Origin of the sequence: Roseovarius sp. MS2 (genome assembly GCF_051447875.1) — a bacterium.
Taxonomy (GTDB): domain Bacteria; phylum Pseudomonadota; class Alphaproteobacteria; order Rhodobacterales; family Rhodobacteraceae; genus Roseovarius; species Roseovarius mucosus_A.
In genome coordinates this window covers 338,704-357,990 of sequence record NZ_JBKHVF010000001.1, presented here as the reverse complement: position 1 = coordinate 357,990, position 19,287 = coordinate 338,704, and the positions used below count along the sequence as shown (strand labels likewise).

The window sequence follows — 19,287 nt, the reverse complement described above, 5'->3', positions numbered from 1 at the left end:
CCTCGGTCAGGCCACGTCTTTCTCTCCCAAGGAACACAGGAGTTGCGCCTCGTGGCGGCGCAAGCAACTGCGCGCGGTGTCGCGGTGGTGGCCCGGCGCGCTGCGCAATTCCGGGAAGATCGTGAAGAGTTCCTCGCGCGCTGCCGCGTCGATTGCGCCGAGCGCCATGTCGCCAGCATAAAAGCTTTCGGTGCCGATGCCGTCGGCATAGATGATCTCGTGCCGGTCGAACATGATGTGGATATAGGTCACGGCGTCACGGGGGCTGACGGTTACGTCGCGACCGTTGACCATATGTTTGGCCGCGACCAAGACCTCGCTTTCGCCAAAGAGCAATTCGGCCTGATAGCCGGTGAAGAGCAGCCGGTGTTGTGGCGAGACCAACAGAGGTTCTTGCCCGCCCATCACGCTGGAGGCGATGGAAATCGGGGCGAAATCGCCCAGACCTGCCACGGTGCGTATGCCGACCCAGCGGATCGGTTGCAGCCCGTGATCGCGCGTGACAACCATATCGCCCAAGCGCAGGCTCTCGACCGGGCGTTCGCCCCATTGGGTGAGAATGCGCGCGCCGGGGGTGAAGCAGATGATATTCTCGATCTCGGAGAAGTTGACCACGGTGCCGTCGGTCATGGTGAACGTGCCCGCAAGCCCGCCCGCCGCATCATCGGTGTTGGTAAAGCTGATGTCGGCCTTGCTTGCGAATTCACCCAGCCAGAGCGTATCGCCGAGCGTCTCGTCGCCCTCACCGCCGATGAGGGTGATCGTATCGGTCGTGGCTTCGCCCAGGTCGGTCAGGCGGAAGAAATCGTCGCCATCGCCGCCCTCGGCGCTGTCGCCCTGGCTGACATTGATCGTGTCATTGCCGGTGCCACCAAAAAGCGTATCGGCATCGGTGCCGCCATCAAGGCTGTCGTTGCCTGCATCGCCAAATATGCGGTCGTTGCCAGCCCCCGCGAGGATGCTGTCGCTGTCATTGCCGCCCTCGATCGTGTCATTGGCGGTCCCCCCGATCAGGGTGTCATTACCGTCGCCGCCAACCAAGCTGTCGCCGGTTTCGAGTGTGGCCGAGCCGGTGAAGCCCGAATAAATCAGGTCGTTTCCAGCGCCGCCAATCAACGTATCCGTTTCGGAACTGCCGGAGGCGGATTCCCAGCCTCCATTTATGCCCGAGTCGCCCGAGATGGTGTCGTTCCCATCTCCGCCGTCGAGATATTGGCTATTGTTGCTGCCAAATAGCTGATCGTTCCCGTCTTCGCCATAGAGCGTATCATTGAGGTGTTGAGGATCACCAATCCCCGAAATCGCAACGGACAGCACGTCGTCGCCCGCACCCCCGTAGACGACGTCTTGGCCAAAGCCACCATTGATGGTGTCATTGCCGTCCTCGCCCAAGAGGGTATCGTTGCCGCTGCCCCCGGCAATCGAGTCGTCCCCAATGCCGCCATAGACGGTATCATTGCCCGCGCCGGCGTCGATGGTGTCATTGCCTGCCCCTGCAATGATCTCATCATCCTGAGAGCCGTCGGCGGCATCGTTGGCGTCCACCCGGTCGCCGCCGGGGTCGCCGGTGTAATCGACGGTGATGAGGTCGCCCGCATCCGTGCCCTCGACGATGAAGTCGCGCCCGTCGGGGATGCCCATGGCCACGAGGGCGGGGGTGTTGTCGACACTGGACATCGGCACGCCGACGAGCGTCAGGCTCTCACCGCCGGGGAAGGTGAGGATCGCATCGCCGGTGCCATCGCCATTGGTGTCGGTGACGGTCACATCGGCGGTGGTAACAGGTGTTGTGCCATCCGAAGTGAGCCCCGTCACATCCAGCAGATCGCCGCTGGTATAGGTGCCATCGCCATTGTCGGTGGGGGCGGCGAAGCTGGAGACCACATCATTGCCAGAGCCATCGGCCAGAACAAGCAGGTCGCGGTCGCCGTCATCCGGCCCGAGGTCGATCTGGTCGTTGCCCGCGCCGCCCACGATCGTATCCGCGCCCGAGGCGGCAAGAATCGAATCGTCGCCCGCGCCGCCATCGACAAAGTCATTGTCAAAGCCGGAAAAGATCGTGTCGTTGCCGCCGCCAGCAAAGATCAGGTCATTGCCGGAATTGCCGATGATCTGCTCGACCCCGTCCGAGCCGACCACCGTATCGTCTCCGGTGCCCATTAGTAAGCGTTCGATTCCAGAGAATTCGGTCATCGAGACGTCATCGGCGATGGAGCCGACTCCTTCGCCGAAGTAGTAGACCAGCAATCCGTCGGAGATGGAGGACAAGTTGATCAGGTCGCCAAGGACCTCATCGGTGTCCCCACCGAAAATCGTGTCATTTTGCAGCGTGTCATCAAGAACAATCTCGTCATCGCCTGCGCCCGCAACGATCACGTCATTGCCCGCGCCGGCGAGAATGGTATCGGCCCCGTCCTGACCAAAGATCGTATCGTCGCCTGAGCCGCCCGCCAGCCCGTCATTGCCGGAGCCCGCGAGGATCGTCCCGGAGGTGTTCGACAGGGTGATCGTGTCGCCGAAGTTCGAGCCGATGACATTCTGGAAATTGCTGATGACATCGCCATCGGCATCTGACCCGAAGGCGGTGTTGGTTTCGAGATTGACGGTAACGGAACCGGCAGAGCCCGAGTAATCCAGCGTGTTGCTGCCGGTGCCGCCATCCAGCGTATCGGCCCCGGTGCCGCCTGCGATGGTGTCATTGTTGGCACCGCCCAAAAGCGAATCGTCGCCTGCGGCCCCGAGGATGAGGTCGGCCCCATCCTCACCCAGCACCGTGTCATTGCCTGACCCGGCAAGGATCGTGTCATCGCCCGCGCCCGCGACGATTTCGTCGTCATTGGATCCGTCGGCGGCGTCGGTATTGTCCACCCGGTCGCCATTGGGGTCGCCGGTATAGTTAAGGTCAATCAGGTCGCCGCCTGCCGTGCCTTCGACAATAAAGTCGGACAGAAGGATGTTTTCGATGTCCGTATAGTTGATTGTCGCCGACTGGGCCCCGCGGGAGAGGAAGATCTGACCGCTGAACCCCGGACTGCCGTTATTCTCGGAGTTTTGCGTCATGCTGCTGATGGTCCAGCCATCCGCGATCAGGGCCGAAAGATCGAGCGTGTCATTGTCCACGCCGCCAAATCCACCATCGACGTTGAAGCTGTAGACGCCAGAGGGATCAGTGGCCGTGGCGCGGATCACATCCGCCCCGTCGCCCCCCTGCAGGCTGTCGTTTCCGCCCGAAGTGAGGATCGTGTCGTTGCCCGCGCCACCTTGGATGGTGTCGGTCCCTGCGCCCCCGTCGATCAGGTCATTGCCGCTCTCGCCGCCGATGGAATCGTTGCCCGCATCGCCGCTGAGAATATCGCCCGCCGAAGAGCCAAAGATCGTATCGTTGCCATCGCCGCCCGAAACGGTGCTGGCATCGGCGGTCGAGTCAAAGCCCAAGGCATCGTCGATGAAATCGTTGCCCGCGCCCCCCTCGACCGAGTCATTGCCGGACCCGTAATAGATCGTGTCGTTTCCGCCGCCGCCGAGGATGGTGTCGTCGCCGCTGCCGCCCAGCAGCGAGTCGGCCCCGTCGCGCCCGTCGATGGAATCGTTGCCCGCGCCGCCGTCGATCACGTTGGTGGTGGTGCCGCCGTCGAAAATGTCGTCATAGCCCACAAGCGTGTCGTCAAAGGCCGAGCCGATGATACCGTCCACACCGCTGATGATGACATCCCCGGTCGCATCCCCGCCGGTAAGGGTATTGGTTTGCAGGTTGACGTTTACCGCCGCCCCTGAGGTGGCGTAACTCAAGAGGTCGAGGCCGGTGCCGCCGATAAACGTATCCGCCCCGGCCCCCCCGATCAGCGTGTCGTTGCCATTGCCGCCATCGAGCGAATCGTTGCCCGTGCCACCATCCAGCAGGTCGTTGCCGTCACTGCCAAACACGGTATCGTTGCCCGCGCCCGCGCGCACGGTGTCATTGCCCAGACCGGCCGTGACCAGATCAGCGTTTGTGCCGGCCAGATTGTCCGTGTCGTCGATCCGGTCGCCTTCAGGGTCGCCGAGATAGGCAGCGTCGATCAGGTCGTTGCCGGCCGTGCCCTCGACCACGTAATCCGAGAACGTGAGGTCGTAGCGATCCGCTGTCATGCCATAGACATCGGTGCCATTGGTAGGGGCGGCGGTGCCGAGTGTGATCGAGAGGATCGGTTTGGCTTCGAGTGCGTCGGAATAGGCGGTTGGGCCAGAGGGTGGCGGCAGCAGGTAAAGGGTGCCGTTGGTGGCTTGCATGACGATCGCGTTGACGGTCGCCGTTGTGCCATCGGTATAGGTGATGACCGTGTTGTTGTAGATCATCGTGGCGTCATGCGTGTAGCGCACGCCGCCGATGACGAATTCTTCGTTGCTCAGGAAGTTGTTGGAATCATAGGCGTTGGACGTGGCCCCGCCGGTGTAATCAGGAAAGAGCAGCAGGTCGATATCGGGTGAGAGCGTCGCAACAGTCCCCGCCAGCGGATTGGCGGTGCTGCCGAACACGAGCCCCTCGAGGGCCCCATGGTTCTCGGATGTGAGGTTGCCTTCGATCGTGTCGATTTGTGGGGCGATGCCAAGCACAAAGAGGTCGAAGGTCGTGGCCATGGTCTGCTGTCTCGCTGTCTTTGAAGGCGGTACGCGGCTGCTAAGAGCGTTTGGAAAGGATCAATCGGAGAGGTGCGATGCGCCTGACCTCAGCCGGTGGATTTTCCGGGCGTAATCACCCCCGCCGCCCCTGACCGCGTCCATGCCAAGACCATCCCGCGAGAGGCGAGAGGCAATGCAGGCGTTATTCTATTGAAATTAAACATAAATACTCACTCTCCACGCACTGACACTTTGAGAACAACATCCCCGAGGATCATAGTCTCTACCCTTTGGAAAAGTGTTAATGTCGCGGCTTGGTGTTTCTTGGGCTCTTTTCAGACACTTTAACGGCACCCAAGTGCGACAATTTAGGGGCCTTATCCGCAGGGTTGCAAAAGACGTGCCTCGTGCCGTTTGAGGCAGGGGCGCGCGGTGTCGCCATAGGCATTGGGATTGCTGCGCAACTCTGGGAAGATCGCGAACATCTCTTCGCGCGCCTGATCCGTAATGGCCGATATGCCGATGTCGCCTGCATGAAAGCTCTCGGTGGCCGCGCCTTCGGCATAGATCACTTCATGTCGGTCGAACATGACATGGATATAGGTCACGGTTGCCTGATCCTCTTGGGTGACGGCCAGGCCATCGACCATATGCCGTGCCGCGATCAAGACCTCGTCACAGCCAAACAGCAGCTCGGCCTTGTAGCCCGTGAAGAGAAAGCGGTGTTGCGGCGAGACCAAGAGCGGCGCGCGCCCCCCGTCGAGCACGTGGGCTGCCACGCGCACGGGCGCAAAGCGACCGGTTCCCGGCACGGTGCGCCGACCGATCCAACGGATTGCTTGGGGGCCATGATCGCGGGTGATCACCAGATCGCCCGCGCGCAAGGATTCAACCGCGCGCTCGCCATGGGGGGTCAACAAGCGGATGCCGGGGGTGAAGCAGATGATGTTCTCGATTTCCGAGAAATTGACCACCGTGCCATCGCTGAGGGTAAAGCTGCCCGAGAGACCGCCCGCCGCATCATCGGTATTGGTAAACGTGATGTCGGCCTTGCGCGCCTCGGGTGACAGGAAGAGCGTATCGCCGTTTGTCTCGGCCCCTTCGCCGCCGATGATGGTGATCGTGCCGGTGCCGGTCTCGGCCGGGGTTTCGATCACAAAGAGATCATCGCCATCGCCGCCGATCAGCGTGTCATTCTCGCCCGCGATCAGCGTGTCATTGCCGCCCTCGCCAAACAGAAGGTCGGCACCCGCGCCGCCGTCGAGAAAATCATTGCCCTCAATCGCGTCGCTGCCGACGATGAGCGCACTGGTGGCCAGGTCCTGCACCGCGCCGCCGGGCAGGGTGACCGTGCCCGACAGCACGTTGCCGCCAAGGTTTTCCCAATAGCGCACCTCGATGGTATAGCTTTGGCCCGCCTCTAGCGTGACATCGCCAAAGCGGGTTGTCGCGGCCTGATGGAAATCGTTGTCGAGAAATGATCCGGTGGTGCCGATCTGGTTGGTAAAGGTCAGCGGGTCGCCGTTGCTGTCGAGGATACGGATGGTTGAACCATCGTCTGACGTGGTGGCAAAGCGGTAGACCCCATCGGCAGAGGCGATGAGATTGGAGGTATAGATGATGCCGTAATCATTGGGATCGGCCTGGCCTGTGGCCTGTTGGCCGTGCCCGGTGACATCAAACCCCGCAGAGGTGCCGGACCCCGCCAAGGTGCCGCTTTCGATGGTGAAAGCCTGACCGTTGGCCGAGGTGAAATCGCGGGTGTAGACATCATAGCTCCAGCGTGTGGCGGTGCCACCATCGCCGTAGAGCACATCATTGCCCGCGCCGCCCTCAAGACTGTCATCGCCATTGCCGCCGATCAGCGTGTCGTTGCCGCCTTGGCCCAGCAGCGTGTCATTGCCGCTTTCGCCGCTCAGGCTATCGGCGCCGGTGCCACCTAGGACGGAATCGTTGCCAAGGCCCGCGAGCACGGTGTCATTGCCCGCGCCTGCATTGATGACATCGTCGTTAAACCCCGGACCGCTTACGCCGTCGCCATTGTCTACCCGGTCAGAGCCGTTGGCGATGGGTTCGATATAGCTTCCGTTGATGAGGTCATTGCCGCCGGTGCCATCCACGACGCCGTTATCCCAGGCCTGCGCAAGACGGTCCGCGCCAAGGTTGGTATTGGTGCTTGCGTTGACGCTGTCGAGCGTGATGGAAACAATCGGCCCGGCCTCGAAGGCGGTGACATCGGCGTTGAAGCTGATTTCGGGTGCGAGAAACAATTCGCCGGTGGTGGATTGTGCAATAACGGCCGTCACCACGGCTGTTGTGCCATTGGCATAGGTGAGGGTGGCGTTGAAAACGCTCAACCCATCGAATGTAAAGGTCTGGGTTCCGGCCCCGATGTCGGTGGTAAAGGCGTCATTGGTGACGGTGTTGTTCATGTCGAGCGCACCGACTGCGCCACCGTTGTTGATGGTTGTGACGCTGGAAATGCGTTGATACAGCGGGTTTAATGCGCTGCCGTAGGTGCGGTTTTCGAAAAGGGCTGCGTTCTCGGCATTGCTGTTGCCTTCGGTCGGATCAAGAAAATCCGTCTCGGTCCCTAAAAAGATCCAATTAAAGGTCGTTGGCATGATACTGGCACCCTGTTGTTTCCAAACTGGGTACACAGCCTGTGCGGCGGCATTGGGCGCGCATTCGGGAGAATTTTAGACGATTGTGTCTAAAGCCGGATCAATCATGGCAGTGATTAGGCGGGGCTGCTGCCGTTTTCGAGTACTTTCGCCAAGAAGAAACGGGGGCCGGATCAGACCTGACCGCCCGCAATTTCGATGGTCTGGCCATTGATGCTGGACGAGCCCGGACCACAAAGCCACAGAGCCGCCTGTGCCACTTCCTCGGGCGCAATCAGGCGTTTGTGGCGGTTGGCCTCGACCATGAGGGTGCGCGCCGCCTCTTCTGAGACGCCTGCGCGCTGAGAAATAGCGGTGGCGTTGCGGTGGACAATTTCAGTGTCCACATACCCGGGACAAATTGCGTTGAAGGTCAGGCCGGTGCCCAGGTAATCCTCGCTCAAGCCACGAATGAGGCCGATCATCCCGTGTTTTGAGGCCGTATAAGCCGCCGCGCCCTTAAGCCCTTTGAGGCCTGCAATCGACGACATGGCTATGACCCGTCCCCAATCGGTCTGGCGCATGCCAGTCAGGCATTCGCGCAGGGTGTAAAACGCACCGTCAAGATTGGTGGCCATGATCTGCCGCCAGAAATCCGCATCGGTCTTGTGCAGGGCGCGCCCCTCGGCGATGCCGGCATTGGCGATGCAGATCTGCACCGGGCCGCGCGCGGCGACCGCCTCTGCCACGCCCGCGATGACCTGTGCCTCTTGGGTGACGTCCATCACGATGGGATGCAGACCTGCGCCGCTGACCGCCTCGAGCACCCCGGCGCGGCGTCCGGTGATGGTCACCTCTGCGCCCGCCTCGGCCAGAGCGCGGGCAATAGCAAGGCCGATGCCGCTGCCGCCGCCCGTCACCAATGCATGTTTGCCCGCGATTGTCATCTTGCCTCCGCCCTCATGCGCGCTACTGTAGCTGCTCTTGAGCAAGAGACAACCGTGAGAGGGGCGGGTGAGACCCATGTTGAAATGGATTGACATGCCGCCCGTCTGGCTTGCCGGGTTTCTGGCTGTGGCATGGATGCAATCCAGCCATTACACCATGGGCCTGAGCCTTGGCGAAACATGGGCCGGTCTTTTGGGCGGGCTGCTGGTGGGCGGGGGAATTTTGCTGGTGGTGATGGCCGCGCTGGAATTTCGCCGCCATAAAACCAGCATCGTGCCGCATGAAACGCCAGAGCGCCTGATCCAGTCGGGAATTTTTCGGCGCTCGCGCAATCCCATCTATCTGGGCGATACGCTGATTCTCGGAGGGCTTATTCTGCGCTGGGATGCGGTTCTGGCGCTGCCACTGATTCCCATATTCGTCTGGGTCATAGAAAAACGCTTTATTATTCCGGAAGAGGACCGGATGCGACGCAAGTTCCGCATGGATTTTGCCCGTTATTGCGAAAAAACCAGACGTTGGTTGTAGAAACCGCGACAATCTTGATCTCGTCACTCATGAAATAGTGTGAAATAACGACGTTCGGGACAAAGAAACCGGCACGCCGCGCTGCGGGGCCAAGAATACACGTCATCTGCCAAAGGGGGAGACAGCATTGAAGATCGGAACGCCAAAGGAAGTGCATGAGGGTGAGAATCGGGTTGCCATGACGCCCGATTCGGCCCTGCAACTGCAAAAGCTTGGGTATGACTGCGCCATCGAGAGTGGTGCTGGCACCGCGGCCGGGTTCTCGGACGCGGCCTATGAGGCGGCCGGGGTCGAGGTGATCAAGACCGCCGCCGCGCTTTACAAGGCCGTCGATATCGTAGCCAAGGTGCGCCCGCCCAGCGAGACGGAGGCCAAGCGCCTGACCGAAGGCCAGCTTCTGATCTCCTTCTTCTGGCCGGCGCAGAATGAGGCGCAGATGAAACTGCTCGCCGAAAAAGGCGCGTCGGTCATCGCCATGGACATGGTGCCGCGTATCAGCCGCGCGCAGAAGATGGACGCTCTGTCCTCAATGGCCAATATCGCGGGTTACCGCGCGGTGATCGAGGCAGGCAACAACTTTGGCCGCTTCTTTACCGGGCAGATCACGGCGGCGGGCAAGGTGCCCCCGGCCAAGGTGTTGATCGTCGGGGCTGGCGTTGCCGGTCTGGCGGCGATTGGCACCTCGACCAGCCTCGGGGCCATTACCTATGCGTTTGACGTGCGGCCCGAAGTGGCCGAGCAGGTCGAATCCATGGGCGCGCAGTTTGTCTATCTTGATTTCAAGGAAGAGCAGCAGGACGGGGCCGCCACCGGCGGATATGCCTCGGTGTCCAGTCCGGAATTCCGCGAGGCGCAGCTGGCCAAGTTCCGTGAACTGGCCCCGGAGATGGATATCGTCATCACCACCGCCCTCATTCCCAACCGCGAAGCGCCCGAGCTTTGGACCGAGGATATGGTCAAGGCGATGAAGCCCGGTTCTGTGATCGTGGACCTTGCCGCTGAAAAGGGCGGCAACTGCAAGATGACGGTGATGGATGAGAAGATCGTCACCGAGAATGGCGTGACCATCATCGGCTATACCGATTTCCCCAGCCGTATGGCGGCGCAATCCTCGACGCTCTATGCCACGAACATCCGCCACATGATGACGGACCTGACCCCCGAGAAGGATGGCAAGGTCAATCACAACATGGAGGATGACGTGATCCGGGGGGCCACGGTCGCTCATGCGGGCGCTGTCACCTTCCCGCCGCCGCCGCCCAAGGTTGCGGCGATTGCTGCCGCCAAGCCCAAGGAAAAGCCAAAAGAGCTGACCGCAGAGCAAAAGCGTGCGGCAGAGATGGCGGCGTTCAAGGCGCAGACCAAGAGCCAAGTCACGCTTTTGGTGGTGGGTGCGGCCCTGCTTCTGGCCGTGGGTCTGGTGGCCCCGGCCAGCTTTATGCAGCATTTCATCGTCTTTGTGCTGGCCGTTTTCGTGGGCTTCCAGGTGATCTGGAACGTGTCGCACAGCCTGCACACGCCGCTGATGGCGATCACCAACGCGATCTCGTCGATCATCATCCTGGGCGCGCTCATGCAGATCGGATCGGGGTCTTTCCTTGTCATTCTGCTGGCGGCGCTGTCGGTGTTCATGGCCGGGATCAATATTTTCGGTGGCTTCCTCGTCACCCGGCGCATGCTCGCCATGTTCCAGAAGTCATAAGGAGTAGAGGATCATGGATTACGGTTTCACGACGGCCGCCTATGTGGTGGCGGCCATCCTCTTCATTCTTTCTCTGGGTGGGCTCTCGGGGCAGGAAAGCGCCAAGCGCGCGGTGTGGTATGGCATGGCCGGTATGGCGCTGGCGATTGTCGCCACGCTGATCGGCCCCGGTGCCGGGCTCTGGCTTTTGTCGCTGGTGCTGATCGCGGCGGGTGGTGCGATTGGCTATGTGGTGGCCACGCGCGTGCAAATGACCGAGATGCCGCAGCTTGTGGCGGCGATGCACAGCCTTGTGGGTCTGGCAGCGGTCTTTGTTGGCTTTAACGCCGATATCGAACTGGGCCGCGTGCTGGCGATGGACGAGACCGCGCGCAAGGGGCTTGAAGGCTTTGCCGCTGTGCTGGCCAAGAAAACCAGCGTCGAGGTGGCAATCCTGCGGGTCGAGGTGTTCTTGGGCGTCTTTATCGGGGCCGTGACCTTTACCGGCTCGATCATCGCCTTTGGCAAACTGGCGGGCAAGGTCGATACCGCGGCCAAGAAACTGCCGGGTGGGCATGTTCTTAATGCGGGGGCTGCGTTCCTGTCGGTAGTTCTGGGGGTCATGTATTTCAACGATGCTGGCATCTGGACGCTGGTGGTGATGACGCTTCTGGCGTTCTTCATCGGCTATCATCTGATCATGGGGATCGGCGGGGCCGACATGCCCGTGGTGGTCTCGATGCTCAACAGCTACTCGGGCTGGGCGGCGGCGGCGATCGGTTTCAGCCTTGGCAATGACCTTTTGATCGTGGTCGGTGCGCTTGTCGGTTCTTCGGGGGCGATCCTGAGCTACATCATGTGTAAGGCGATGAACCGCTCGTTCATCTCTGTCATTCTGGGCGGCTTTGGCGGCCCGGCAGGCGAGCAGATGGCGGTTGAGGGCGAGCAGATCGCGATTGACGTCGATGGTGTCGCGGCGGCTCTTAACGAGGCCGACAGCATCATCATCATTCCGGGTTACGGCATGGCGGTGGCACAGGCGCAGGGGGCGGTTTCCGAACTGACCTCGAAGCTGCGGGCCAAGGGCAAGAACGTGCGCTTTGCCATCCACCCGGTCGCAGGCCGTCTGCCGGGGCATATGAATGTGCTCTTGGCCGAGGCCAAGGTGCCTTATGATATCGTGCTGGAAATGGACGAGATCAACGAGGATTTCCCGGATACGGATGTGGCCATCGTCATCGGTTCGAACGACATCGTGAACCCGGCGGCGCAAGACGATCCCAACAGCCCCATCGCCGGGATGCCGGTGCTGGAATGCTGGAAGGCCAAGCAGGTGTTCGTCTCGAAGCGCGGGCAGGGCACCGGCTATTCGGGGATCGAGAACCCGCTCTTCTACAAGGACAACACGCGGATGTTCTATGGCGATGCCAAGGCAAGCCTGTCGAGCCTCTTGCCCAAGATCGACTGATCGTTTGGGTGGAAAAGAAAAAGGGCGCCTTGCGGGGCGCCCTTTTGCGTTTGTCAGTAGTGATATCTGAGCTGCGCAATGTCGAGCTGTTGGCTCTCGCCCTTGCCGCTCACGCGGTAGACAAAGCGATGTTCGTCGGTGATCCGGCGTGACCACCAGCCGGTGAGATCGCCTTTGAGCGGTTCAGGCTTGCCGATGCCCTTGAACGGCAGGCGCTTGGTGGCGTTGATCAGATCAATAACCCGGTTCAGCCCCTTGTCGCGCCCGGTGGATTGCCACCAGAGAAAATCTTCCCAAGCGTCGTCGGAAAAGACCAACCTCACCCGTCGATGTCACGCGCTATGCCATCCCCGGCGGTCAGTTGCGCAATCGAGCGGTGCAGACGGCGGGCGTTTTCCGGGCTTTTGAGGAGGTGGAGGGTTTCCTGAATGGCGTTGTATTCGTCGAGCGAGATCATCACCACCGCCTCGCGGTTCTTGCGGGTGACGACCACCTCTGTGCGGTCGTGAATGACGCGGTCCATCACCTCTTTGAGCGAGGCGCGGGCATCGGTATAGGTGATCACATCCATGTCTGGCCCCCCTGTCTGCGCTGTAAATATGCGCAGAATTCTGTACAAGTCAAGGCAGCGGTCGTGGGCTGCGGGGCATGACGCATTCCCCTTTGGCAACTGTCGGAATTTGAGTAATTTGGGAAGGAGGAAGCGCGAAACGCGGGCAGTATACACTTGTGTTCCGCTAAATCATTGGGGTTGAACGAAAAACCTCTTTTTTGCAGGCGCGGCACGGGGTATGCAGCGCTGAGGATCAGGAGAACGGCGCATGCCCCCCATTCAGGACCACCCGCTGCGCTATGAGATGGCCAATGAGCTGCATGCGCGGCCATTCCCGTCGCTTGAGGCCCCTTGCACCGCCGTTTATTTGGCCGTCAAGCAACCGCATGATGCGGCCAAGCGCGACCGGGCGGCGGATCTGGCGCATCTGGTGGCACTTTTGGATCGCTATGGGGCCAAGCATCCGCAGCCGGGGGCCACGCATTATTCCGGCCAGATCGGGCGGCACAGTCTGAAATGGGAAAGCCATACCGAGATGGTGACCTATACCGTCTTTACCGATGGGGTCAGTGCGCGGCCGTTTGATCCGGCGGATTTCGAGGTCTTTCCAAGCGATTGGCTGTCGGATGCGCCGGGGCTGCGCGTGACCTCGGCGATGATCCGGGTGACCCCGTGGAAGAGCCGCGAGGCGATGCGCGACGAGATCGACCAGTGGTTCGTGTCCGAGAGCGTGGCTGTGGCGCGGGTGCTGGATGATGCCGCCGTGATGGCGGGGGATTTCCGGATTGATCCGGCGGGGCATTTGCGGTTTTCGCTGCATGTGGCCCCCACGACGGGCGCGCGCCGGATTGGCCGCGTGGTGCAGCGCCTCTGCGAGATCGAGACCTACAAGGCGATGTCGATGCTGGGCTTTGCCCGCGTGAGCGAGATGGGCCGCCAGATGGGCGACACCGATAGCCAGTTGAGCCGCCTGATCAACGATATGACCGGTGGCAGCCAGCCAGCGGAGGAAACGTTGCAAAGCCTGTTGCGCGTTTCAGCCGAGTTGGAGGCGCTGGTCGCGCGCTCGTCCTTCCGCTTTGGCGCGACGGCGGCCTATGAGCAGATCGTGAACCAACGGATTGCGGTCTTGCGCGAGGAACGCTTTGAGGGGCGGCAGACATTCGCGGAATTCATGATGCGCCGCTATGATCCGGCGATGCGCACCGTGCGCGCCACCAAGGACCGGCTGGACGCCATGGCCGATAGGGCGATGCGGGCGGGCGAATTGCTGCGCACGCGGGTGGATGTAGAGCGCAGCGCGCAGAATCAGGCGCTTTTGGAGAGCATGGACAAGCGCGCCGATCTGCAACTGCGGCTGCAAAAGACTGTTGAAGGCCTGTCTGTGGTGGCGATCAGCTATTACGCGGTGTCGCTCGCCTCTTACCTTCTGTATCCGCTGGCTGAGGCGCTGGGCATGAGCAAGGGCAGCGTCACCGCCGCCGTCACCCTGCCGGTTATTGCCCTTGTGTGGTGGATGGTGCAGCGGATTCGCAAAAAGCTGCATTAGAGCGCGGTGCGCCCCATCGAAACCACACCCGTTCCGCGCTTGATCCGGGACCTCGCCGAGGCAGGGTAGAGGCCCCGGCTCGGGGGCCGGGGCGATGTGAACCCGATCAGATGCAGCCCGCTCTAACGCGGTTCAGGTGATGTAATGCAGCCGGTCAAAGCTCTGGCGCCAGTCTGAGACCTCTGGGCGCAGCGCATCGGGGTCATTGCCGCGCAGCGCCCGCGCGATCAGTGCGGCCATGCGCGGCGCATGCTCTGGCGTTACCCCCCAGCGGACCAGTTCCGGCGTGCCGATGCGCAGGCCGTTCATGTCGCCCGCCACAGGTGTCATCGGCAGGCCGATTCCACAGGCAAGAAAGCCCGCGCGGCGCAGCGTCTTGGATGCCGCCTGACCGCCGCCGAACCCCGCCGCCGCGATGGCGAATTGGTGCGAGGCCGTGGCGATACCCCCGGCCTTGAAGACGGGCAGGCCCTCGGCCTCGAGGGCTGTGGCAAGCGCCTGCGCCACGGCGATCATCTGGGCGGCATAGGCGTGGCCATGGCTGCGCCAATCCAGCAGCGTCACCGCCAGAGCCGCCGATTTCGCCGCGTCAAAATTGGCGGTCATGCCCGGAAAGGCGATGGCATCCAGCGCTTGCGCCAGAGCGGTGTCGTTGGTGACGATGAGGCCCCCGGCAGGCCCCCCGAGGCTTTTGTAGGTGCTCATCGTCATCAGATGCGCGCCCTCATCGAGCGGGTTTTTCCATGCGCCACCTGCGATGATGCCGCATTGATGCGCCGCGTCAAAAAGCAGATGCGCGCCGACGTCATCGGCTATCGCGCGCACCTCGCGCACGGGGTGCTCCTGTAGGTTGAGGCTCGCGCCGAGTGTGATGAGCCGGGGGTGTTCGGCCTTGGCCAAGGCGCGCAGCCCGTCGACATCGACCGTATAGCCATCGGCGTGAACTGGGGCCTCAAGGATACGCAGCCCGTAGAGCCCGGCACAGCCCGCCCCGTGATGGGTGACATGACCGCCGACGCTGGCGGGCGGCGCAATGATCGTGTCGCCGGGTTTGCAGGTGGCCATGAAACCGTAGAGATTGGCGATGGCCCCCGACGGCACGCGGATTTCGGCATAGCGGGCATCAAACACCTCGGCGGCGAGTTCCGCCGCGATAACCTCGATTTCCTCGATCGCCTCGAGGCCCATTTCGTATTTGTCCCCGGGATAGCCCAGCGACGGGCGCGACCCGATGCCAGAGGCCAAAAGCGCCTCGGCGCGCGGGTTCATCACATTGGTGGCGGGGTTGAGGTTGAAGCATTCAGCATTGTGGATGCGGCGATTGTCCTGCGCCAACGCCTCGAGGCGCGCGGCGATGGTGCCTGCGTCTTGGGTGGCGGTGCGGGTGGCAAGCGTCTGGATCAGGTCTTCGCATAGCGGGGGCACCCAAGGGCGGCGGGCAAGGGTCATGGCGGTCTCCTCTGGATCGGTTTCCGGCAGGATGGCGTGGCGGTCTGGACGGCGCAAATGAGAATATGTAAATATCAGCGTAGAAAAACTAAGGCGAGAAAATGTCTGTATCTCCTCCGCGCCCCAAGGGGCCGCCGCTCAATGCGTTGCGCGCCTTTGAGGCGGCCGCGCGTCTGGGCGGCTTTGCCAATGCCGCTGAAGAGCTTTGCGTCACCCCCGGTGCGATTTCGCAGCATATCCGCGCGCTGGAGGCCTGGATTGGCGCGAACCTTTTCGAGCGTCGCTCGCAGGGGGTGCGGCTGACGGCGCTGGGGGCAGAGGCGCTGCCGGGGTTTGCCACGGCCTTTGATGCGATGGGGGCGGCGGTGTTTGGCCTGCGGAGTGCCGCGCGCCATGGCGCGTTACATATCGCGGCGCTGCCATCGGTGGCGCAACTCTGGCTCTCGCCGCGCCTGCCTGTGGTGCGTGCGGCGCTGCCGTCGTTGCATATTTCCGTCTCGGCGATCGAGAACCCGCCCAATCTGGCGCGGGATCTCTTTGATCTTAGCCTTTTCATCCGGCCCCCGACGGGGGCGCGGGGCGAACAGGTGCTGGCGCAGGATATGATCCTGCCGGTCTGCGCGCCCGAGATGGCCGCAGGTTTGCGCAGCCCTGCCGATCTTATGGGGCAAACGCTGTTGCATGATGCGCTCTGGTCCGAGGATTGGGCGCTTTGGGCGCGGGCGAGGCTGCCGGGCATCAGCCTGCCCACCACCGGGCCGCGCTATTCGCTTTATGCCATCGCGTTAGAGGAGGCGCGGCATGGGGCGGGGGTGTTGATGGGGCATCAAAGCCTTGTGCAGAGCGCCTTGGACGACGGCAGCCTTGTCGCGCCCTTTGATCTGGCTGTGCCGACGGGCAAGGCGCTGGTGCTGGAACATCCGGCCTTTGATCCGCCCCGCGCCGATCTGGCGCGGGTGTTGGCGTTGCTTGGTGGGCAGGTCACGGGTTGATCCCCTCTGGCCATTGCCGCGCGGCTGCGGTATCCGGGCCGGGTTGCAACACCCCGGAGGGCGCGCCCATGTCCGACACCGTTCCATTCGAGAAACCCGGCCCCGTCGAGGCCGATTTGCGCCATGCCATCGCGCCCACCGAAGAGATCATCGCAGAGGCGCGCGCGGGCCGCATGTTTATTCTCGTGGACCATGAGGACCGCGAGAACGAGGGCGATCTGGTGATCGCCGCCGAATTTGCCACGCCTGAGGCGGTGAATTTCATGGCGATGCATGGGCGTGGCCTGATCTGTCTGCCGATGACGGCCGAGCGGATTGACCGGCTGGGATTGCCGCTGATGGCGGTCAATAATTCTTCGCGCCACGAGACAGCCTTTACCGTCTCTATCGAGGCGCGCGAAGGGGTAAGCACCGGCATTTCCGCAGCCGACCGGGCGCTGACCATCGCCACGGCGATCAACGAGCAAAACACCATGGCGGCAATTGCGACGCCGGGGCATGTCTTTCCTTTGCGGGCGCGGCGCGGCGGCGTGCTGGTGCGCGCGGGCCATACCGAGGCGGCGGTGGATATCGCGCGGCTCGCGGGGCTGAACCCGTCGGGGGTGATCTGCGAGATTATGAAGGAAGACGGCTCTATGGCGCGGCTGCCCGACCTGATCGAGTTTGCCGCCAAGCATGATCTGAAAATCGGCACCATTTCCGACCTGATCGCCTATCGCCACAAGCATGACAATCTGATCATCGAAATGCGCCGGGAATCTGTAACCTCGAGCCATGGGGGCGCGTGGGACATGCGGATTTTTGCCGACCAGATCACCCAAACCGAGCATGTGGTCCTGAGCAAGGGCGATATCACAGATGGGCGGCCCGTGCTGGCGCGTACCCATGCGCTTAATGCGCTTGAGGATGTGCTGGGCATCGGCCTGAGCAAACGCGCCCACGGACCCACAGGCAAGCTGCCGCGCGCGATGGAGATCATCGCCCGCGAGGGGCGCGGTGCGGTGTTCCTGTTCCGTCAACCCCGTCCCAAGCTGGCTGGCGAGATGGAGGATGAGGATGCGCCGCGCACGATCAAACACACGGGCCTTGGCGCGCAGATCATGTCGACAATGGGTATTCGGGAATTGATCCTGCTGACGGATAGCCCGAAAACCCGCTATCTGGGTCTTGATGCCTATGGGATTTCGATCACCGGCACCCGGCCCCTGACGGAGGAGTGAAAAAGATGGCGGAACACGAATACACCCTGCCGCGCGCGGAATTCGACAAGCCGGTCAAGATCCTGATCGTTGTGGCACCGTTTTATCGCGACATCGCCGACAATCTGATTGCCGGGGCCACGGCGGAAATCGAGGCGACAGGCGGCACCTTTGAGATTGCCGAAGTGCCCGGCGCGCTGGAAATCCCCACCACCATCGGCATTGCCGAGCGTATGGCCAATTTTGACGGCTATGTTGCATTGGGCTGTGTGATCCGGGGCGAGACCACGCATTACGACACGGTGTGCAACGACAGCTCGCGCGGTATCACGCTGTTGGGCTTGCAGGGCCTGTGCATCGGCAATGGGATCCTCACGGTGGAAAACCGTGCCCAAGCTGAGGTGCGCGCCGATCCAAAGGCCATGAACAAGGGCGCGGGGGCGGCAGCGGCGGCCTTGCATCTGGTGGCTTTGGCCCGTAAATGGGGCGGCCCGCGCAAGGGCGTGGGATTCAAGCCCGCGACCGATGACATCCAGATCGCAGGCGCAGCAAAAGGCAAACCCGTCGCATGACCACCGATCCCGCTCTCTCTGGCAACCGCAAGCGCCAGATGAAATCCGCCGCCCGGCTTTATGCGGTGCAGGCGCTGTTTCAGATGGAACACTCCGGCCAGAGCTCGGACACGGTGAGCGAGGAATTTCTCGATTTCCGCTTTGGTGCCGAGGTGGATGAAGGCGTGGACATGGCCGAGGGCGATGTTGACCTCTTTCGCAAGCTGCTTGACGATGCGGTCAGCTGGCAGGCCAAGATTGACCAGATGACCGACCGCGCCCTAGTGGCGAAGTGGCCGATCGCCCGGATTGATCCGACGCTGCGCGCGCTCTTTCGCGCGGCAGGGGCGGAATTGGTGCAATCCGACACACCGCCCAAGGTGGTGATCATGGAATATGTCGATGTCGCCAAGGCGTTCTATCCGGACGGCAAGGAATCGAAATTCGTCAATGCCGTTCTGGATCATATGGCGCGCGAGGCACGGCCCGAGGCGTTTTGATCCTCGGGCTGCGCGCATTGAGGCCGGCCCGTTGCTTTTGCTCTCGCAGAATTGGCACAATACCGGCGCGCCACAAAAGTTTTTCGGCCAAATGAAGCCATAGGGTGAAAGGGTCGCGGGGCGCTGACTTGTAATCCCGTGCCAAAGGCGTAGACTCAGCCTGTAAGCAAAGGAGTCGTCAAATGCCCAAGCTTGTCCGCCTTTATATCACGCAGGTCGCCATCGGTTTTGGCATCGCGGGAGCCTTTGTCGCCATGTTGCTGTGGTTCAATATCGCGAACCTGTGGCATCTGGTGACACATTCCGACAAAGGGCTTTTGGCGGTTGTCGTCCTGTGGTTCGCCAATGGGATCGTCTTTGCTGGCGTGCAATTCGCCATCGCAATCATGCGGATGAAGGATGACGATGACGACGAGCCGCGCGGTGGCCATCGTCAGGGTGTCATGGCGCGGGAATATATGGCGATTCCGGTGCGCGTGGATGACCGGTGTCGCCCGGCACCGCGGCGCTGAGCGCCGCGCAATTCCGATCTGCATCAGGGGTGTGACGGGCCCGTAGCAACCGTTCGGTGGTATGATTCCCGAGGACCTGTATGTACAGGTGGGCATCGGGTAACTGGACCAGGGTCCAGACAGAGCCAATTCCCTCGGAATTGCTTAAGGCCACT

General features: G+C 62.0%; 15 protein-coding genes. 9 read left to right on the top strand and 6 right to left on the bottom strand.

Annotated elements, in window-relative coordinates; all coding sequences use genetic code 11:
- Positions 1–6: 6 nt before the first annotated feature.
- The 3 genes from ACLGGT_RS01880 to ACLGGT_RS01870 form a co-directional block, all read right to left on the bottom strand.
- The gene (locus ACLGGT_RS01880) at positions 7–4,617 is read right to left on the bottom strand and encodes a Hint domain-containing protein (protein WP_437194913.1); all 4,611 of its coding nucleotides are present in this window, start codon (positions 4,615–4,617) and stop codon (positions 7–9) included.
- Between the two features lie 359 nt (positions 4,618–4,976).
- The gene (locus ACLGGT_RS01875) at positions 4,977–7,223 is read right to left on the bottom strand and encodes a Hint domain-containing protein (RefSeq protein WP_437194912.1); all 2,247 of its coding nucleotides are present in this window, start codon (positions 7,221–7,223) and stop codon (positions 4,977–4,979) included.
- Between the two features lie 173 nt (positions 7,224–7,396).
- A complete protein-coding gene (locus ACLGGT_RS01870; RefSeq protein ID WP_219435124.1) occupies positions 7,397–8,149 on the bottom strand; it encodes an SDR family NAD(P)-dependent oxidoreductase in 753 nt (250 codons plus the stop codon).
- Between the two features lie 76 nt (positions 8,150–8,225).
- On the opposite strand from ACLGGT_RS01870, the gene ACLGGT_RS01865 reads away from it, so the two are divergent.
- The 3 genes from ACLGGT_RS01865 to ACLGGT_RS01855 all read left to right on the top strand — a co-directional run bounded on the left by ACLGGT_RS01865 (position 8,226) and on the right by ACLGGT_RS01855 (position 11,827).
- Complete coding sequence (locus ACLGGT_RS01865) at positions 8,226–8,678, top strand: methyltransferase family protein (protein ID WP_199861157.1); 453 nt, start codon at positions 8,226–8,228, stop codon at positions 8,676–8,678.
- Positions 8,679–8,805: 127 nt separating this feature from the next.
- On the top strand, positions 8,806–10,380 hold the full coding sequence (locus ACLGGT_RS01860) for a Re/Si-specific NAD(P)(+) transhydrogenase subunit alpha (protein ID WP_081506726.1): 1,575 nt from the start codon (positions 8,806–8,808) through the stop codon (positions 10,378–10,380).
- A gap of 13 nt (positions 10,381–10,393) precedes the next feature.
- Positions 10,394–11,827, top strand: coding sequence for an NAD(P)(+) transhydrogenase (Re/Si-specific) subunit beta (locus ACLGGT_RS01855; RefSeq protein WP_081506725.1), 1,434 nt, complete (start codon positions 10,394–10,396; stop codon positions 11,825–11,827).
- Between the two features lie 53 nt (positions 11,828–11,880).
- Here ACLGGT_RS01855 and ACLGGT_RS01850 read toward each other — a convergent pair whose 3' ends face one another.
- Together ACLGGT_RS01850 and ACLGGT_RS01845 are read right to left on the bottom strand one after the other, a co-directional pair.
- Positions 11,881–12,150, bottom strand: a complete 270-nt coding sequence (locus ACLGGT_RS01850) for a Txe/YoeB family addiction module toxin (RefSeq protein WP_008280672.1) — start codon at positions 12,148–12,150, stop codon at positions 11,881–11,883.
- On the bottom strand, positions 12,147–12,398 hold the full coding sequence (locus tag ACLGGT_RS01845; RefSeq protein ID WP_437194911.1) for a type II toxin-antitoxin system Phd/YefM family antitoxin: 252 nt from the start codon (positions 12,396–12,398) through the stop codon (positions 12,147–12,149). The genes ACLGGT_RS01850 and ACLGGT_RS01845 overlap by 4 nt, the downstream gene beginning before the upstream one ends.
- A gap of 250 nt (positions 12,399–12,648) precedes the next feature.
- Between ACLGGT_RS01845 and ACLGGT_RS01840 the strand changes: the two genes are divergently transcribed.
- Positions 12,649–13,929, top strand: a complete 1,281-nt coding sequence (locus ACLGGT_RS01840; protein ID WP_437194910.1) for a DUF3422 family protein — start codon at positions 12,649–12,651, stop codon at positions 13,927–13,929.
- A gap of 132 nt (positions 13,930–14,061) precedes the next feature.
- On the opposite strand, the gene glyA is transcribed toward ACLGGT_RS01840, so the two are convergent.
- A complete protein-coding gene (glyA, locus tag ACLGGT_RS01835) occupies positions 14,062–15,378 on the bottom strand; it encodes a serine hydroxymethyltransferase (protein ID WP_437194909.1) in 1,317 nt (438 codons plus the stop codon).
- 101 nt (positions 15,379–15,479) lie between these two features.
- On the opposite strand from glyA, the gene ACLGGT_RS01830 reads away from it, so the two are divergent.
- The 5 genes from ACLGGT_RS01830 to ACLGGT_RS01810 all read left to right on the top strand — a co-directional run bounded on the left by ACLGGT_RS01830 (position 15,480) and on the right by ACLGGT_RS01810 (position 19,132).
- Positions 15,480–16,370: a LysR family transcriptional regulator gene (locus ACLGGT_RS01830; RefSeq protein ID WP_437194908.1), complete on the top strand. Its 891-nt coding sequence runs from the start codon at positions 15,480–15,482 to the stop codon at positions 16,368–16,370.
- Between the two features lie 68 nt (positions 16,371–16,438).
- Positions 16,439–17,590, top strand: a complete 1,152-nt coding sequence (gene ribB, locus ACLGGT_RS01825) for a 3,4-dihydroxy-2-butanone-4-phosphate synthase (RefSeq protein WP_008280667.1) — start codon at positions 16,439–16,441, stop codon at positions 17,588–17,590.
- A gap of 5 nt (positions 17,591–17,595) precedes the next feature.
- The gene (locus ACLGGT_RS01820; protein WP_219435129.1) at positions 17,596–18,141 is read left to right on the top strand and encodes a 6,7-dimethyl-8-ribityllumazine synthase; all 546 of its coding nucleotides are present in this window, start codon (positions 17,596–17,598) and stop codon (positions 18,139–18,141) included.
- Positions 18,138–18,620, top strand: coding sequence for a transcription antitermination factor NusB (nusB, locus tag ACLGGT_RS01815; protein ID WP_008280665.1), 483 nt, complete (start codon positions 18,138–18,140; stop codon positions 18,618–18,620). Before ACLGGT_RS01820 ends, nusB begins: the two co-directional genes overlap by 4 nt.
- A 182-nt stretch (positions 18,621–18,802) precedes the next feature.
- Positions 18,803–19,132: a hypothetical protein gene (locus tag ACLGGT_RS01810; protein ID WP_437194907.1), complete on the top strand. Its 330-nt coding sequence runs from the start codon at positions 18,803–18,805 to the stop codon at positions 19,130–19,132.
- Positions 19,133–19,287: the final 155 nt, after the last annotated feature.

Coding starts and splice junctions, on each gene's coding strand:
- ACLGGT_RS01820 (WP_219435129.1), top strand. CDS start 17,596: ATGGCGGAACACGAATACACCCTGCCGCGCGCGGAATTCGACAAGCCG.
- ACLGGT_RS01865 (WP_199861157.1), top strand. CDS start 8,226: ATGTTGAAATGGATTGACATGCCGCCCGTCTGGCTTGCCGGGTTTCTG.
- ACLGGT_RS01840 (WP_437194910.1), top strand. CDS start 12,649: ATGCCCCCCATTCAGGACCACCCGCTGCGCTATGAGATGGCCAATGAG.
- ACLGGT_RS01855 (WP_081506725.1), top strand. CDS start 10,394: ATGGATTACGGTTTCACGACGGCCGCCTATGTGGTGGCGGCCATCCTC.
- ACLGGT_RS01830 (WP_437194908.1), top strand. CDS start 15,480: ATGTCTGTATCTCCTCCGCGCCCCAAGGGGCCGCCGCTCAATGCGTTG.
- ACLGGT_RS01880 (WP_437194913.1), bottom strand. CDS start 4,617: ATGGCCACGACCTTCGACCTCTTTGTGCTTGGCATCGCCCCACAAATC.
- ribB (WP_008280667.1), top strand. CDS start 16,439: ATGTCCGACACCGTTCCATTCGAGAAACCCGGCCCCGTCGAGGCCGAT.
- ACLGGT_RS01810 (WP_437194907.1), top strand. CDS start 18,803: ATGCCCAAGCTTGTCCGCCTTTATATCACGCAGGTCGCCATCGGTTTT.
- nusB (WP_008280665.1), top strand. CDS start 18,138: ATGACCACCGATCCCGCTCTCTCTGGCAACCGCAAGCGCCAGATGAAA.
- ACLGGT_RS01875 (WP_437194912.1), bottom strand. CDS start 7,223: ATGCCAACGACCTTTAATTGGATCTTTTTAGGGACCGAGACGGATTTT.
- ACLGGT_RS01870 (WP_219435124.1), bottom strand. CDS start 8,149: ATGACAATCGCGGGCAAACATGCATTGGTGACGGGCGGCGGCAGCGGC.
- glyA (WP_437194909.1), bottom strand. CDS start 15,378: ATGACCCTTGCCCGCCGCCCTTGGGTGCCCCCGCTATGCGAAGACCTG.
- ACLGGT_RS01845 (WP_437194911.1), bottom strand. CDS start 12,398: ATGGATGTGATCACCTATACCGATGCCCGCGCCTCGCTCAAAGAGGTG.